This is a genomic window from Streptomyces sp. NBC_00029 (genome assembly GCF_045160505.1).
Lineage (GTDB): Bacteria > Actinomycetota > Actinomycetes > Streptomycetales > Streptomycetaceae > Streptomyces.
In genome coordinates, this window is record NZ_CP108292.1 from 2,811,611 (window position 1) to 2,825,422 (window position 13,812).

The 13,812-nt window shown below is 71.3% G+C and carries 14 protein-coding genes; 7 read left to right on the forward strand and 7 right to left on the reverse strand.

All coding sequences use genetic code 11. The annotated features are described in order from the left end of the window. The first annotated feature begins 113 nt into the window (after positions 1 to 113). From OG753_RS13490 to OG753_RS13510, 5 genes are all read left to right on the forward strand, one after another. Complete coding sequence (locus OG753_RS13490; RefSeq protein WP_327262039.1) at positions 114 to 1,439, forward strand: DUF2252 domain-containing protein; 1,326 nt, start codon at positions 114 to 116, stop codon at positions 1,437 to 1,439. Between the two features lie 38 nt (positions 1,440 to 1,477). Next, positions 1,478 to 2,167 (forward strand): hypothetical protein, encoded by a 690-nt coding sequence (locus OG753_RS13495; RefSeq protein ID WP_327262040.1) that lies wholly within the window; start codon positions 1,478 to 1,480, stop codon positions 2,165 to 2,167. Positions 2,168 to 2,215: 48 nt separating this feature from the next. After that, on the forward strand, positions 2,216 to 3,010 hold the full coding sequence (locus OG753_RS13500; protein WP_327262041.1) for a DsbA family protein: 795 nt from the start codon (positions 2,216 to 2,218) through the stop codon (positions 3,008 to 3,010). Positions 3,011 to 3,140: 130 nt separating this feature from the next. Next, positions 3,141 to 4,802, forward strand: a complete 1,662-nt coding sequence (locus OG753_RS13505; RefSeq protein ID WP_327262042.1) for an alkaline phosphatase D family protein — start codon at positions 3,141 to 3,143, stop codon at positions 4,800 to 4,802. 231 nt (positions 4,803 to 5,033) lie between these two features. Continuing rightward, complete coding sequence (locus tag OG753_RS13510) at positions 5,034 to 5,987, forward strand: zinc metalloprotease (protein ID WP_327266741.1); 954 nt, start codon at positions 5,034 to 5,036, stop codon at positions 5,985 to 5,987. A gap of 63 nt (positions 5,988 to 6,050) precedes the next feature. Here the strand turns inward: OG753_RS13510 and OG753_RS13515 are convergent, their stop codons facing one another. After that, positions 6,051 to 6,632 (reverse strand): dienelactone hydrolase family protein, encoded by a 582-nt coding sequence (locus tag OG753_RS13515; RefSeq protein WP_327262043.1) that lies wholly within the window; start codon positions 6,630 to 6,632, stop codon positions 6,051 to 6,053. 36 nt (positions 6,633 to 6,668) lie between these two features. Here OG753_RS13515 and OG753_RS13520 point away from each other — a divergent pair, with 36 nt between their 5' ends. Beyond that, positions 6,669 to 7,715 (forward strand): mechanosensitive ion channel domain-containing protein, encoded by a 1,047-nt coding sequence (locus tag OG753_RS13520; RefSeq protein WP_327266742.1) that lies wholly within the window; start codon positions 6,669 to 6,671, stop codon positions 7,713 to 7,715. Here OG753_RS13520 and OG753_RS13525 read toward each other — a convergent pair. Further along, entirely contained in the window at positions 7,712 to 8,311 is a 600-nt protein-coding gene (locus OG753_RS13525; protein ID WP_405788575.1) for a TetR/AcrR family transcriptional regulator, read from the reverse strand. The genes OG753_RS13520 and OG753_RS13525 overlap by 4 nt on opposite strands. A gap of 67 nt (positions 8,312 to 8,378) precedes the next feature. Here OG753_RS13525 and OG753_RS13530 point away from each other — a divergent pair, with 67 nt between their 5' ends. Next, positions 8,379 to 8,894: an SRPBCC family protein gene (locus OG753_RS13530; protein WP_405788577.1), complete on the forward strand. Its 516-nt coding sequence runs from the start codon at positions 8,379 to 8,381 to the stop codon at positions 8,892 to 8,894. Positions 8,895 to 8,918: 24 nt separating this feature from the next. Here the strand turns inward: OG753_RS13530 and OG753_RS13535 are convergent, their stop codons facing one another. From OG753_RS13535 to OG753_RS13555, 5 genes are all read right to left on the reverse strand, one after another. Next, complete coding sequence (locus OG753_RS13535; RefSeq protein WP_327262046.1) at positions 8,919 to 10,511, reverse strand: Na+/H+ antiporter; 1,593 nt, start codon at positions 10,509 to 10,511, stop codon at positions 8,919 to 8,921. A 148-nt stretch (positions 10,512 to 10,659) separates the two neighbouring features. Continuing rightward, entirely contained in the window at positions 10,660 to 11,139 is a 480-nt protein-coding gene (locus OG753_RS13540) for a GNAT family N-acetyltransferase (protein ID WP_405788578.1), read from the reverse strand. Next, positions 11,136 to 12,077 carry an RluA family pseudouridine synthase gene (locus tag OG753_RS13545; RefSeq protein WP_327262048.1) on the reverse strand — a complete coding sequence of 314 codons (942 nt, stop codon included), beginning with the start codon at positions 12,075 to 12,077 and terminating at the stop codon, positions 11,136 to 11,138. Before OG753_RS13545 ends, OG753_RS13540 begins: the two co-directional genes overlap by 4 nt. Before the next feature lie 41 nt (positions 12,078 to 12,118). Further along, positions 12,119 to 12,679, reverse strand: coding sequence for a signal peptidase II (gene lspA, locus OG753_RS13550; RefSeq protein ID WP_327262049.1), 561 nt, complete (start codon positions 12,677 to 12,679; stop codon positions 12,119 to 12,121). A gap of 148 nt (positions 12,680 to 12,827) precedes the next feature. Continuing rightward, complete coding sequence (locus tag OG753_RS13555; RefSeq protein WP_327262050.1) at positions 12,828 to 13,577, reverse strand: TraR/DksA family transcriptional regulator; 750 nt, start codon at positions 13,575 to 13,577, stop codon at positions 12,828 to 12,830. Positions 13,578 to 13,812 lie beyond the last annotated feature (235 nt).

The following is a 13,812-nucleotide window of genomic DNA, read 5'->3' on the forward strand; positions in this document are numbered from 1 at the left end:
TGACAGATCGCGGGCACTGAGCGGTACGGTCGGGCGTTGCAGAACCAGGAGGACCGGTCCGGCGTCCAGTCGGTCGGAACCTGAAACAGCACGTGCACCAGGAGGCACCCGCCATGGCGGTCCCCGAGACGACCGACGAGCAGCGCGCCGAGGAAATCCTCGATGTGTTCGACACCGCGTTCGGTGAGCTCCTCGCCGCCGACCCCGCTGCCTTCCAGGTCAAATTCCGCAAGATGGCGGCCTCGGCCTTCGCCTTCTACCGGGGCACGGCCTGCCTCTTCTACTCCGACCTGGAGCGGGACCGGCACGGCGGGCCGTTCCTGGACGAGCGGACGGGCCGGGTGTGGATCCACGGTGACCTGCACGCCGAGAACTTCGGCACGTACATGGACTCCAACGGCCGGCTGATCTTCAACGTCAACGACTTCGACGAGGCCTACGTCGGCCCCTTCACCTGGGACCTGAAGCGGTTCGCCGCCTCCGTCGCCCTGATCGGCTACACCAAGGCGCTCAGCGACGACCAGATAAGCGAGCTGGTGCGGATCTACGCCGGCGCCTACCGGGAGCGGATCCACCGCCTGGCGGCCGGCGCCAAGAACGAGGAAGTACCCTCCTTCACCCTGGACACCGCCGAGGGCCCGCTGCTGGCCGCCCTGCGCTCGGCCCGCTCCCGGACCCGCTTCTCCCTCCTGGACTCCATGACGGAGATACGGGACTACGAGCGCCGCTTCGCCTCCGGCGGGGGCTCCATCGAGCTGGACGCCGCCACCCGCTACAAGGTGCTGGCCGCCTTCGACGGGTATCTGGAGACCCTCCCCGACGAGTCGCTCGTGCGGCCGGACTCCTACCGGGTCAAGGACGTGGTGGGGCGCCGCGGCGTCGGGATCGGTTCGGCGGGCCTGCCCTCCTACAACATCCTGCTGGAGGGGCACAGCGACGCCCTGGAGAACGACGTCGTGATCTACCTCAAGCAGGCGCAGACCCCGGCGGCCTCCCGGCACATCACGGACCGGGCGGTGCGGGAGTACTTCCGGCACGAGGGGCACCGTACGGTCATCTCCCAGCGCGCCCTGCAGGCCCACGCCGACCCGTGGCTGGGGTGGACGGAGCTGGACGGCAGCGGCCAGCTGGTCGCGGAGGTCTCCCCCTACGCGGTGGACCTGGACTGGTCCGACCTGGACGACCCGGAGGAGATCGCGGCCGTCGTCGCGGACCTGGGCCGGGCGACGGCGACCATGCACGGGGCCGCCGACGCGGACGAGAGCGGGCAGACCCTGGTCCCCTTCTCCACCGAGCGGGCCATCGACGCGGCGATCGCCGCCGACGAGAAGGGCTTCCCGGAGCTGCTCGTGGACTTCGCCCACGCGTACGGGGCCCGGGCGCGCGCCGACCACCAGATCTTCGTGGACCTGTTCCGTAACGGGCGTCTCACTCCCTGAACGTCTGTTCCACAGGAACGCATGGCACACTCGCGAGGATGGACGTTTCGGGGACGGGACTCAGAGGGCTGCGGGCCGCGCTGTTCAGCGCGCTCGTCGTGCTGCTCTCGTCCGGCTCGCACGTCCTGATGTCCCGGGTCCCGCTGCCGCCCGCGCTGGTGGCCGGGGCCTTCGCGGGTGTGTTCGCGATCACCTACGCGCTCGCCGGCCGCGAGCGGGGCTTCGGCCCCATCGCCGCGCTGCTCGTCCCGCTGGAGCTGGCCGCCGACACCGTCTTCACCGCCGGGCAGCACCTCTGCTACGGCCCGGCCGGCGGTCCCGTCGCGGGCCCGCTGCGCGCCATCGGTCTGGACGCGCTGTGCGGCGGCACGCCCGTGGGCGGGCCGCTGACCGAGGTCACCGGGCCCGCCGCCGATGCGGCCGCGCTGCTGGCCGCGCCCGGCCCGTACACACCGTGGCTGCTGCTCGGCGCCCACGTCTCGGTGGGACTGCTGGCCGCCGGCTGGCTGCGCCACGGCGAGCGGGCGCTGGGCCGGCTGCTGCGGGCCATGGCCGCCTTCGCGTTCCGGCCGCTGCTGCTGGCCGCGGCTTCGGTGGCGGTGGCCGGCCGGCCGGCGCGGGAGCTGCTGCGGTCGGTGCTCTCGGGCACCAGGGCGCGCACCCGGTTCCCCGCACACTCCGTGGGACGGCGGGGACCCCCCGTGCTCGGCGCGCTCGCCCGCGCCTGACGCACGTACGGCAGTCCCTTCCACACGTCACACCCCACGGAGATCACGATGAGTTCACGCAACAGCCAGGCGAACAAGGCAGCGGCCCGCGAGCGGCTGCGCGCCGAGCGCGAGGCACAGGCCAAGAAGGACAAGGTGCGCCGCCAGGTGACAGTGGCGGGCGGGGTCCTGGTCGCGCTCGGCGTGATCGGCGCCATCGCCTACGGGGTCATGCAGGCCAACCAGCCCTCCTACTGGGAGAAGGCCGCCAAGGCCGAGCTGGTCAAGCCGAAGAACACCGAGGGCGAGGACGGCACCACGGTCGTCGTCGGCAAGGCCGACGCGAAGAAGACCCTGGAGCTGTACGAGGACTCGCGCTGCCCGGCCTGCGCCTCCTTCGAGCAGGCGGCCGGTGAGCAGATCAAGAAGGACGTCGACGCCGGCAAGTACAAGCTCCAGTACATCGGTGCCACCTTCATCGACAACGCCGTCAAGGGCGAGGGCTCGAAGAACGCGCTGAGTGCCCTGGGTGCCGCGCTGAACGTCAGCCCGGAGGCCTTCTTGCAGTACAAGGCCGCGCTCTACTCCAAGGACCTGCACCCGGAGGAGACCGTCGACAGCTTCGCCAAGGACGACTACCTGGTGAAGGTCGCGGACACGGTCCCGGCGCTCAAGGGCAACGCCGAGTTCAAGAAGGCCGTCGAGGACGGCACGTACGACCGGTGGGCGCTGGAGATGTCGAAGACCTTCGACAAGTCCGGGGTGAAGGGCACGCCGACCCTGAAGATGGACGGCAAGAAGATCGAGACCCCGTCGACGGCGGAGCAGTTCACGGCGGCGATCGACAAGGCGCTGCAGGGCTGATCCCTGGACAATCCGGGACGAGCTTTCCGGACGGGCCGCGTCAACAGGCGGGCGAACTCCCAGAGTTCGCCCGCCTGTTGCATTCCCACATCTGTTCCCGCGGGTGTACCCGTCGGTAATATGATCATCCGTGACCAGTCATCTCACCCCCTCCCGGACCACGGCGACTCCCGGTCGCCGTACGGTCGTTCTCGCCGCCGCGGCCACCGCCGCGCTGGCCCCCCTGACCTCGCTGGGCGCCGGGGCCGCCCACGCGGCAGGCACCGCACCCGCCTTCCTGCACGGCGTCGCCTCGGGCGACCCGCTGCCCGACGGGGTCCTGCTGTGGACCCGGGTCACCCCGACGCCGGAGGCCGTACCCGGCTCCGGCCTCGGCCCGGCCACCCAGGTGGGCTGGGAAGTGGCCTCCGACAAGGCCTTCTCCCGTATCGTCGCCTCCGGCTCGGTGACCGCGAGCGCCGCCACCGACCACACGGTCAAGGTGGACGTGCGCGGGCTCCAGCCGCAGACGCCGTACTGGTACCGGTTCACCGCCGGCGCCGCGGCCTCCCCCGTCGGGCGCACCCTGACCACCCCGGCCCACGAGGCGACGACCGAAGGGGTCCGCTTCGGCGTGGTCTCCTGCGCCAACTGGGAGTCCGGCTACTTCTCCGCCTACCGCCACCTGGCGGCCCGCACGGATCTGCACGCGGTCCTGCACCTGGGCGACTACATCTACGAGTACCAGTCCGGGGGATATCCGGAGGCGAAGTACGTCGTACGTCCGCACGAGCCGAAGCACGAGATCGTCTCGCTGGCCGACTACCGCACGCGGCACGGCAAGTACAAGACGGACACCGATCTCCAGGCCCTGCACCACGCGCACCCGGTCATCGCCATCTGGGACGACCACGAGTTCGCCAACGACACCTGGGCCGGCGGCGCCGAGAACCACACGCCGGGCGCCGAGGGCGAGTGGGCGGCCCGCGCGGCCGCAGCCAAGCAGGCGTACTTCGAGTGGATGCCCGTACGCGCCTCCATCGCGGGGACCGTCTACCGGCGGCTGCGCTTCGGCACCCTCGCCGACCTGCACCTGCTGGACCTGCGGTCCTTCCGTTCGCAGCAGGTCAAGGTCGGCAGCGGCGCGGTGGACGACCCGGAGCGCACCATCACCGGGCGCGCCCAGCTGGACTGGCTCAAGTCGGGGCTCGCGGGCTCGGCCGCGACGTGGAAGCTGGTCGGCACCTCGGTGATGATCTCGCCGGTGGCCTTCGCCTCGCTGCCCGCGCACCTGCTGAAGCCGCTGGCCAAGCTGCTCGGCCTGCCCGAGGGCGGCCTCGCGATCAACGTGGACCAGTGGGACGGCTACACGGACGACCGCAAGGAGCTGCTGGGCCACCTGCTGGAGCGCAACGTCAAGAACACCGTGTTCCTGACCGGCGACATCCACATGGCCTGGGCGAACGAGGTACCGGTGAACATGGCCACGTACCCGGGCTCGGGGACGGCGGCGACCGAGTTCGTCGTCACCTCGGTGACCTCGGACAACCTCGACGACATCCTGCACGTCCTGCCGGACACCGTCTCGCTGGTCGCCGAGTCGGCCGTCAAGGCCGCCAACTGGCACGTGAAGTGGCTCGACATGGACGCGCACGGCTACGGCGTGCTGGACGTGACGGCGGAGCGCTCGCAGATGGACTACTACGTGGTGTCCGACAAGCGGCAGCCGGGTGCCACGTCCGCGTGGACGCGGTCGTTCCGGACGCTGAACGGGACCCAGAAGGTGGAGAGGGTCCATCAGCCGGTTCGCTGATTGACCGTCAAATTTCCTGCCACATGGGGCGCCTGGTACATACCAGGCGCCCCATGTGCATCAGAAGCAACAAATCTTTTACGTAGAGCACTTGACCTGAATATGTCATGCACACATAAGCTTCCCGCCAGCTGAAGAAGATCCTTCAGGCCACCACCCTCACAACCCCCCACGCGAGGAGCACACGTGCGCGCAGTTGCCCGCATATCCCCCCTTCTCCGCCGCCGCCTGATGGGCACGGCGGTTCTGGCCGGAACCCTGGCCTTCACTCCGCTCGCGTCCCCCACCACGCTCGCGGCCGCCAAGTCCCCCGCCGAGGTCTGCGCCGACCAGCCCGCCGCCTCCGGCGCCGCGAACGCCCGTGTGGCGCGCGCCCACGACGAGCACGCGGACGAGCCCAACGCCGTCAGCGACGCGCAGGCGAAGGCCATGGACGCCGACCTGAGAGCCAAGCTCGACAAGGCCCTCAAGAACCAGCCGCAGCGCAGCCTCGCCGCTGCCGAGGCCGTCGTGAACATCCCCGTGTACTTCCACGTCGTGCACTCCGGCACCACCGGAAAGCTGACGGCCACGGACGTCAGCAAGCAGCTGGCGGTCCTCAACGCGGCCTACGGCGGCCAGGGAACCGGAAACGTCAACACGAACTTCCAGTTCACCCTGGCGGCCACCGATTACACGGACAACGCCTCCTGGTACAACCTGGCCTCCGGCTCCCAGGCCGAGAAGGACATGAAGAACACCCTGCGCAAGGGTGGTCCGGGCGCGCTCAACTTCTACACCGCCAAGCTCTCCGGCGGCCTGCTGGGCTGGGCGACCTTCCCGACCTCCTACGCCTCCAGCCCCAAGATGGACGGCGTGGTCGTGCTCGACAGCTCGCTGCCGGGCGGCTCCGCGGCCAACTACAACGAGGGTGACACCGCCACCCACGAGGTCGGCCACTGGCTGGGGCTGTACCACACCTTCCAGGGCGGCTGTAACGGCAACGGCGACTACGTCTCCGACACCCCGGCCGAGAAGAGCGCCGCGTACGAGTGCCCGACCGGGCGCGACAGCTGCGCGAGCAAGCCCGGTGCGGACCCGATCCGCAACTTCATGGACTACACGTACGACTCGTGCATGTACCAGTTCACCGCCGGCCAGGTGGCTCGCATGTCGAGCAGCTGGACCGCGTACCGGGCGGGCTGACCCTCCCCTGCGACAAGGGCCCGGTCCGGCATCCGCCGGGCCGGGCCCCTTCGTTCTCCGCGCCTACGCGCCCGGCTGCAGGTCGTCGAGGAAACCGACCGCGACCTTCCAGACCTGCTCGGCGGCCTCGGCGTCGTAGTCGTCCAGCTCCGGGTCGGTGAACAGGTGCCCGGCCCCCGGGTAGCTGTGGACCTCCACGTCGGCGCCCGCCCGTTGCATCCGCAGGTACCAGGCGGTCAGCCAGTCGTGCGGCTCGAAGGGGTCCGGGTCGGCGATGTGCAGCTGCACGGGCAGGTCGTCCACCGAGGCGCCGTCCTCCAGGTCCGCCGTCCCGTGCAGGAGCAGCAGCCCGCGCGCCTTCTCGTCGGCCATCGCCAGGTGCTGGGCGACCGAGCCGCCGAAGGAGAAGCCCGCGTAGACCAGCCCCTGGTCCGAGTAGGGGGCGGAGGCCAGCACCGCGCGCTTCAGCAGTTCGTCACGGCCGATCTCGTCCCGGTGGGCCATGCCCTCCTCGACGGTCCCGAAAGTGCGTCCCTCGAAGAGATCCGGCACCTGGACCTGGTGCCCGGCCGCGCGCAGCCGGTCGGCCGCCGCGTGCACCGCGGGCCGCAGCCCGTACGTCGAATGGAAAAGCATGATGTTCATGCCTCCATCGTGCCAGCTACGTTCATCCCCATGGAGATGGAGAACGTCCTGCGCCCCGTCACGGTCATCGGCGGCGCACTGGTCGCCACCCTGATCGCGGGATGGCTGCTGGACCTGCTGCTGCGCCGGGCCGACGCCCGGCACACCGAGACCCCTCTGTGGGGCCTGCTGCGCCGCTGCCGGTTGCCCTTCCAGGTGGTGCTGTGCACCTCGCTGCTCAGAGCCTCGTACCGGCAGGCCGGGATCCTCCCCGGCCATCACCTCGGCGTCGGCCGGTTCCTCACCCTCGTACTGATCGCGTCCGCGGCCTGGCTGGCGGTGCGCATCGCGACGGCCGCGGTCGACTCCACCTACGCGCGCTACGCCGCCGTGACCGAGGACGACGCCCGGGTCCGCCGGGTCCGCACCCAGGTCACGCTGATCCACCGGGTGGTCACGGCGCTGGTGGTCGTGGTCGCGGTGGCTGCGATGCTGCTGACCTTCCCGCCGATGCGTGCGGTCGGCGCCTCGCTGCTGGCCTCGGCGGGCGTCCTCGGCATCGTGGCGGGCATCGCCGCCCAGGCCTCCCTGAGCAATCTCTTCGCAGGCCTGCAGATCGCCTTCGGCGACACCGTCCGCATCGGCGACACGGTGGTGGTGGACAAGGAGTGGGGCCGGGTCGAGGAGATCACCCTGACCTTCCTGACGGTCCGCACCTGGGACGAGCGGCGCATCACGATGCCCGTCTCGTACTTCACGAGCAAGCCCTACGAGAACTGGTCGCGCGGCGGGGCGCAGATGACCGGAACGGTCTTCTGGCACCTGGACCACAGCGCGCCGATCGGCTTGATGCGGGACCGCCTCCAGGACATCTTGAAGGAGATCCCGGAGTGGGACGGCCGCGGGGGCGGGCTGGCCGTGACGGACACCACACCGCACACGGTCCAGGTCCGCGCCGTGGTCACGGCGAAGGACGCCGACGACCTCTGGACGCTGCGCTGCGCGGTGCGCGAACGCCTGATCACCTGGCTGGTGGCCCACCACCCGTACGCCCTCCCCCACATCGCCACCGCCCCGGCCGCGGAGGGCCCGGCGGGCGGCTAGGCGGCGGCGGTGGGGGCGGCGAGGAGCGCCGCCGCGCTCTCCTCGGCGAGGTCCTCGGCGTGCGGCGGCAGCGGCTCGCTGGCGCGCAGGTGGCGGCGGACGACCGAGAGCGGCAGGTCGACCAGCGCCAGTGTGATGCGGTCCAGGTCCTGGGGCTCCGTCGCGCCGAGGGACGCGGCGAGGGTGTGGAGGGCGCCGTACACGCGCCGGTTGCCGGAGTCCGCGCGTCCGGTGTGCTCCTCGGACCAGTCGGCGCGGCCGAACTCCCACGGGCCGTGCAGCAGCAGGGCCGCCTCCTCGGGGTGGGCGCGGCTCCAGCCGACGACGTGCCGGGCCGCCGCGCGGGCGGCCAGCCGGGGGTCGGGGTCGCTGTGCAGGCAGGCGAAGTAGCCCTCCTGGAACCGCTCGACGGTACGCAGCCACACCTCGGCGAGCAGCGCGCTGCGCCCGGCGAAGCGGTGGTACATGGAGCCGCTGGGCGCGCCGATCGCCTGGGCGACGGCGGACATGCTCACGCCGCCCGGGCCGCCGGAGGCTGCCAGCCGGACGGCGGCGTCGAGGATCTGGTCGGTGTCGAAGCGGGGTGGTCTCGCCATGAATCAGAGAGTACCCTCCAGATTATTAGAGACCTATCTCTAATAATGCGAAGGGGAGAACCGGGCCATGGGCGTCTACAACGTGCACGAGCGTCTGATCACGGCGAAGGAGAGCAAGGTCGGCGCACTCATCGACACGCTGGCCTGCGGGGAGGACGACCGGCTGTGGCCCGGACGGCTGTGGGAGGAGATGGAGTTCGACCGCCCCCTGGGCGTCGGGGCGGTGGGCGGACACGGACCGGTGCGCTACACCGTGGCCGCCTACGTGCCGGGGACCTGGGTCCGCTTCACCTTCACCGGGCCACGCGGATTCCACGGCTTCCACGAGTTCACCGTGCTGCCCGTCGACGCCGAGCGCACCGCCCTGCGGCACACCATCGCGATGCGGATCACCGGCCTCGCCCGCATCACCTGGCCGCTGGCCTTCCGCTCGGCGCACGACGCCGTCCTGGAGGACTGCCTGGACCTCGCCGAACTGGCGTGCACGGGCACGATCGCCCGAAAAGCCCGCTGGTCCCCTTACGTCCGCCTCCTGCGCGCCGTGGAACGCCTCTCCCTGCGGCTCGCCCCCGCCGGCACCTGAGGGGGCACGGGCACACAGCCCCGTTCAGGGAGCGCGCAGGCTCCGTACGTCCAGATGTCGCAGCACCCGGTCCACGATCTCCGGATCGGAGCCGGGTTCGCTGCGGGCGGCCAGGACCTCGTGGCGGGCGGCCGACATCATCTCCCGCTGGATCCGCTGGATGTCGTGGAGCCGCTCCACCCGCTTCGCGTACGCCTCGCGCCGCTCCTCGTCCACCATGTCGGGGCTGATCCTGGCCCCCACCTCGTACGCCCGCCGGTAGAGCTGCTCGACCAGGTCCTCCGGCAGCTCCTCCGCCTCCTGGATCTCCTTCAGGCGCTGCTTCGCGGCCTTCGCGGCGCGGATCGCCAGCTGCCGCTCGGCGTCCCGGTAGGCGTCCGTGTCGGCCTCCACTCCCAGCCGCCGCACGAGCCACGGCAGCGTCAGCCCCTGGCACACCAACGTCGTCATGATCACCGCGAACGCGATGAAGATGATCTGGTCCCGCCCGGGGAACGGCTCCCCTGCGTCCGTCCGCAGCGGAATGGCCAGCGCCAGGGCCACCGAGGCCACGCCGCGCATCCCGGCCCACCACATCACCACGCTCTCCCGCCAGCTCAGCGGGATCTCCTCGTCGTAGTCGCGCAACTGGTGCAGCTTCTTGGTGAGCCAGCCGGCCGGCAGCAGCCACACCAGCCGTACTCCGACCACCACCGCGACCACGACCGCCGCCCAGCCGGCCATCTCCCAGAGCCGGTCCTCCGCCGTGCCGAAGACGTTGTGCAGCTCCAGCCCGATCAGTCCGAAGGCCACGCCGGTGACCAGCATGTCGACGACCTCCCAGAAGGTGTGCCCCGCGAGGCGCCCGAGCACGTCGTCGGCGTCGCTCGCGTACTCGGCGAGGAACAGGGCAGTCGTCAGCACGGCCAGCACCCCCGACCCCTGGAGCTCCTCCGCCACCACGTACGAGACGAAGGGCACCAGGAGCGTCAGCCCGATCTGCAGGGTGGCGTCGCCGAGCAGTCCCATGAGCCGGTTGGTGACCCAGCCGAGCGCGAGCCCGACGGCCACGGCCACCACGGCGGACAGTACGAATTCCCCGAGCGCGTCGGGCCAGGAGAAGCTGCCGCTGACGACGGCGGCGACGGCCACGTGGTAGAGCACGATCGCCGTCACGTCGTTGAAGAGACCCTCGCCCTCCAGGATCGACACCATGCGGCGGGGCAGTCCGAGCGATCCGGCGACGGCGGTGGCGGCCACCGGGTCGGGCGGGGCGACGAGCGCGCCGAGGGCCACGGCGGCGGCGATCGGCAGCCCGGGCACGACGGCGTTGGCGACGGCGGCCACGGCCGCGGTGGTGACGAACACCAGGGCCACGGCCAGCAGCAGGATGGGCCGGACGTTGGCCGCGAACTGCCGCCAGGAGGTGCGCTGCACGGAGGCGTACAGCAGCGGCGGCAGCACCAGCGGCAGGATGAACTCGGGCGGCACCTCGACGCTCGGCACGGCCGGCACCAGGGCGAGGACCACCCCGCCGATGGTCATCAGCACGGGCGCGGGCAGTCCGAGCCGGTCCCCGAGCGGCACCGTGACGACGGCCCCGAGCAGGAGGACGAACAGCAGAGCAAGCTGATCCACTCCCCCACCCTGCCAGTCCGCTGCGCTTGGCCGGTGCGGTGACGGGCCCGCGGCTCCGTGTCGGGCTCCGCCCCGAACCCCCTACGGCGCTCCGCGCCCGCGCCTCGATCGCCGGCGGGGCTGGATTTTCCGGCCCCGGCAGCGGCGGCTACGTGAGCGGGCGGCGCATCGCGCGGTGCGGGATGCGCGCGTCCTGGAACTCCGGGCCGTAGGCCACGTACCCGAGCCGCTCGTAGAAGCCCAGCGCGTGCGTCTGCGCGCCCAGATCGACCGCGGCCAGCCCCCTCCGGGCCGCCTCCGCCTCGATCGCGCGCACCAGCGCCACACCCACGCCCAGCCCGCGCGCGGACTTGGCCACGGCCAGCCGGCCCAGCGAGCCGACCGTCAGGTCGCCCGTCTTGCCGAGGGCCACCGGCCCGTGCAGCAGCCGGCCCGTGCCCAGCGGCACACCGTCCGCGCCCACGGCCAGCACGTGCACCGCGTCCGCGTCGTACGCGTCGTACTCGATCGACTCCGGCACCGACTGCTCGACCACGAAGACCTCGGACCGCACCGCGAAGCACGCCTTCAGGTCCTCCTCCGAGGCGGCGACCCGGACCTCGACCGTGCCCGGGACCGGCGAGGTCACTCGCTCTCCGCCCGGATCACGTCCAGCGCGTGCTGGAGGTCCGCCGGGTAGGTGCTCTCGAACTCGACCCACTGCCCGTCCGACGGGTGCTCGAAGCCGAGCCGCACCGCGTGCAGCCACTGCCGGGTGAGGCCGAGCCGCTTCGCGACGGTCGGGTCGGCGCCGTAGGTCAGGTCGCCGACGCAGGGGTGCCGGTGCGCGGACATGTGCACGCGGATCTGGTGCGTACGGCCGGTCTCCAGCTTGATGTCCAGCAGCGAGGCGGCGCGGAAGGCCTCGATCAGGTCGTAGTGGGTGACGGACGCCTTGCCGTCCTGGATCACCGCCCACTTGTAGTCCGCGCTGGGGTGCCGGCCGATCGGCGCGTCGATCGTGCCGCTCATCGGGTCCGGGTGGCCCTGGACCAGCGCGTGGTAGCGCTTGTCGACGACGCGCTCGCGGAACTGGTTCTTCAGTGAGGTGTAGGCGCGCTCCGACTTCGCGACGGCCATGAGGCCGGACGTACCGACGTCGAGGCGGTGCACGATGCCCTGGCGCTCGGACGCGCCGGAGGTGGAGATGCGGTAGCCGGCCGCGGCGAGGCCGCCGATGACGGTGGTGCCGGTCCAGCCGGGGCTCGGGTGGGCGGCGACGCCCACCGGCTTCATGATGACGACGATGTCGTCGTCGTCATGGACGATCTCCATGCCGGGGACCGGCTCGGCGACGAGCTCGACCGGACGCGGCGGTTCGGGCATCTCGACTTCGAGCCAGGCGCCACCGTGCACACGCTCGGACTTCCCGACGACACTGCCGTCGACCGACACCTTCCCCGCGGCCGCGAGATCGGCCGCCTTCGTCCGGGAAAATCCGAACATACGGGCGATGGCGGCGTCGACGCGCTCGCCCTCGAGGCCATCGGGAACGGGCAGGGTGCGGATCTCGGGAATCGTACTCACCCGTCGAGTATGCAGGACGGGGCGGACGGGCCGTCCCGCGATCAGTCCTTGTGGACGGTCCCGTCCGGGTCCAGACCCTTGAAGGACAGCAGGACGATCAGGATGCCGCCGCACACGATCGCCGAGTCGGCGATGTTGAAGACGGCGAAGTGGGCCGGCGCGATGAAGTCGACGACCGCACCCCGGAACACGCCCGGCGAACGGAAGATCCGGTCGGTCAGGTTGCCCAGCGCACCGCCCAGCAGCAGGCCGAGCGCGATCGCCCACGGCAGGCTGTAGAGCTTGCGGGCCAGCCGCACGATCACCACGATCACGGAGGCCGCGATGCAGGTGAAGATGATGGTGAAGGCCTCGCCGAAGCCGAAGGCGGCGCCCGGGTTGCGGACCGCCTCGAACCTCAGCAGGTCACCGATGATCTCGATCGGCGGCTGGTGCTCCAGCTTCGCCACGACCAGCATCTTGGTGCCGAGGTCGATCAGGTAGGCGAGGACCGCCACGACGAGCAGAGCCGCGATCCGCCGGCGCCCCTTGGGCCCGGCGGACTCCGGCTGGGCGTCGTCCCCGACCTCCGGCGTACCGATGATGCGCTCCGCCTCTGCCACGTGAGTCCCTCGAACTAGCTCGAACAGGCTCCTCCTGGACCCTGACGGACACGAGGGTACGTCAGGGCCCCCGCGGACCGCCTGCCCCACCTCCCCGAATCCGGCCGGGACCCGCCTGCCGGGCCCGCCGGACCCGGCAGGACACCGGCTAGTGGCGCCGTTCCTGCTTCTGCTTGCAGTCCACGCACAGCGTGGCCCGCGGGAAGGCCTGCATCCTGGCCTTGCCGATGGGCTGCCCACAGCTCTCGCAGAGCCCGTACGTGCCCGCCTCCAGCCGTTCCAGGGCCCGCTCGGTCTGCTCCAGCATCGAGCTGGCGTTCGCCGCGAGGGCCAGCTCGGACTCCCGGGTGATGTTCTTGGTGCCCGTATCGGCCTGATCGTCGCCCGCACCGTCCCCGGAGTCCCGCATGAGGCCGGAGATGGCCACCTCGGAGGCGTCGAGCTCGGCCCGCAGCCGCAGCACCTCCGACAGGAGCTCCGTACGGGCGTCCTCGACCTCCTTGGGGGTCCAGGGGTCCTCCCCGGGCCGTACGGCGAGCTCGCCCGGGGCCAGGGCCGCCGTGGCCCGTGCCTTGGGGAGCCCGCTGGTGGCGGCCGCGGCCGTCTTCCTCGCCGTACCTGCGCTCTTCTTGGCAACCACTTTCCGGACTCCCGTCTTCTTCGCGGCATGCGCCGCCCCCTCGGCCGCGGCCTTCTTGGCCGTGGCCGTCCGCTTCTCGACGGCGGTCGTCTTCTTGACGGCGGTCGCCTTCCCGTCCGGAGCCGACGCACCGGCAGCGGTCTTCCGGGCAGCGGCCGCCTTCTTGGCGGGAGCCGCTTCCTCGGAGCCCTCCGCCTTCCCGGCGGCCTTCCCGACAGCCTTCTTGGCAGTACTCCCGGCGGTCTTCTTCGCCACCATGGCCGCGGCCCCTTCACATACTGTGATCTTTGCTCGCGAATCGTGCCGGAACGATAAATCGACACCGGCCCCGCGGCAACGGGGCACGCATCCATCGAGGTCAACCTGCATCCGTTGTGCCCATCAGGAGCCCCGGTAATCCGCCACTCCCGCCCCACCCGATCCGCAAGCGGCTGCGCAGGCCCATTCGGGTCACGCCGTGGTCCCGTGCGGACCCTGCGCGCGCCCCCGCCAC

Excerpts from the sequence above, each read along its gene's own strand:
- OG753_RS13510 (WP_327266741.1), top strand. The coding sequence starts at position 5,034 with ATGGGCACGGCGGTTCTGGCCGGAACCCTGGCCTTCACTCCGCTCGCG.
- OG753_RS13490 (WP_327262039.1), top strand. The coding sequence starts at position 114 with ATGGCGGTCCCCGAGACGACCGACGAGCAGCGCGCCGAGGAAATCCTC.
- OG753_RS13500 (WP_327262041.1), top strand. The coding sequence starts at position 2,216 with ATGAGTTCACGCAACAGCCAGGCGAACAAGGCAGCGGCCCGCGAGCGG.
- OG753_RS13520 (WP_327266742.1), top strand. The coding sequence starts at position 6,669 with ATGGAGAACGTCCTGCGCCCCGTCACGGTCATCGGCGGCGCACTGGTC.
- OG753_RS13495 (WP_327262040.1), top strand. The coding sequence starts at position 1,478 with ATGGACGTTTCGGGGACGGGACTCAGAGGGCTGCGGGCCGCGCTGTTC.
- OG753_RS13555 (WP_327262050.1), bottom strand. The coding sequence starts at position 13,577 with ATGGTGGCGAAGAAGACCGCCGGGAGTACTGCCAAGAAGGCTGTCGGG.
- OG753_RS13515 (WP_327262043.1), bottom strand. The coding sequence starts at position 6,632 with ATGAACATCATGCTTTTCCATTCGACGTACGGGCTGCGGCCCGCGGTG.
- OG753_RS13525 (WP_405788575.1), bottom strand. The coding sequence starts at position 8,311 with ATGGCGAGACCACCCCGCTTCGACACCGACCAGATCCTCGACGCCGCC.
- OG753_RS13530 (WP_405788577.1), top strand. The coding sequence starts at position 8,379 with ATGGGCGTCTACAACGTGCACGAGCGTCTGATCACGGCGAAGGAGAGC.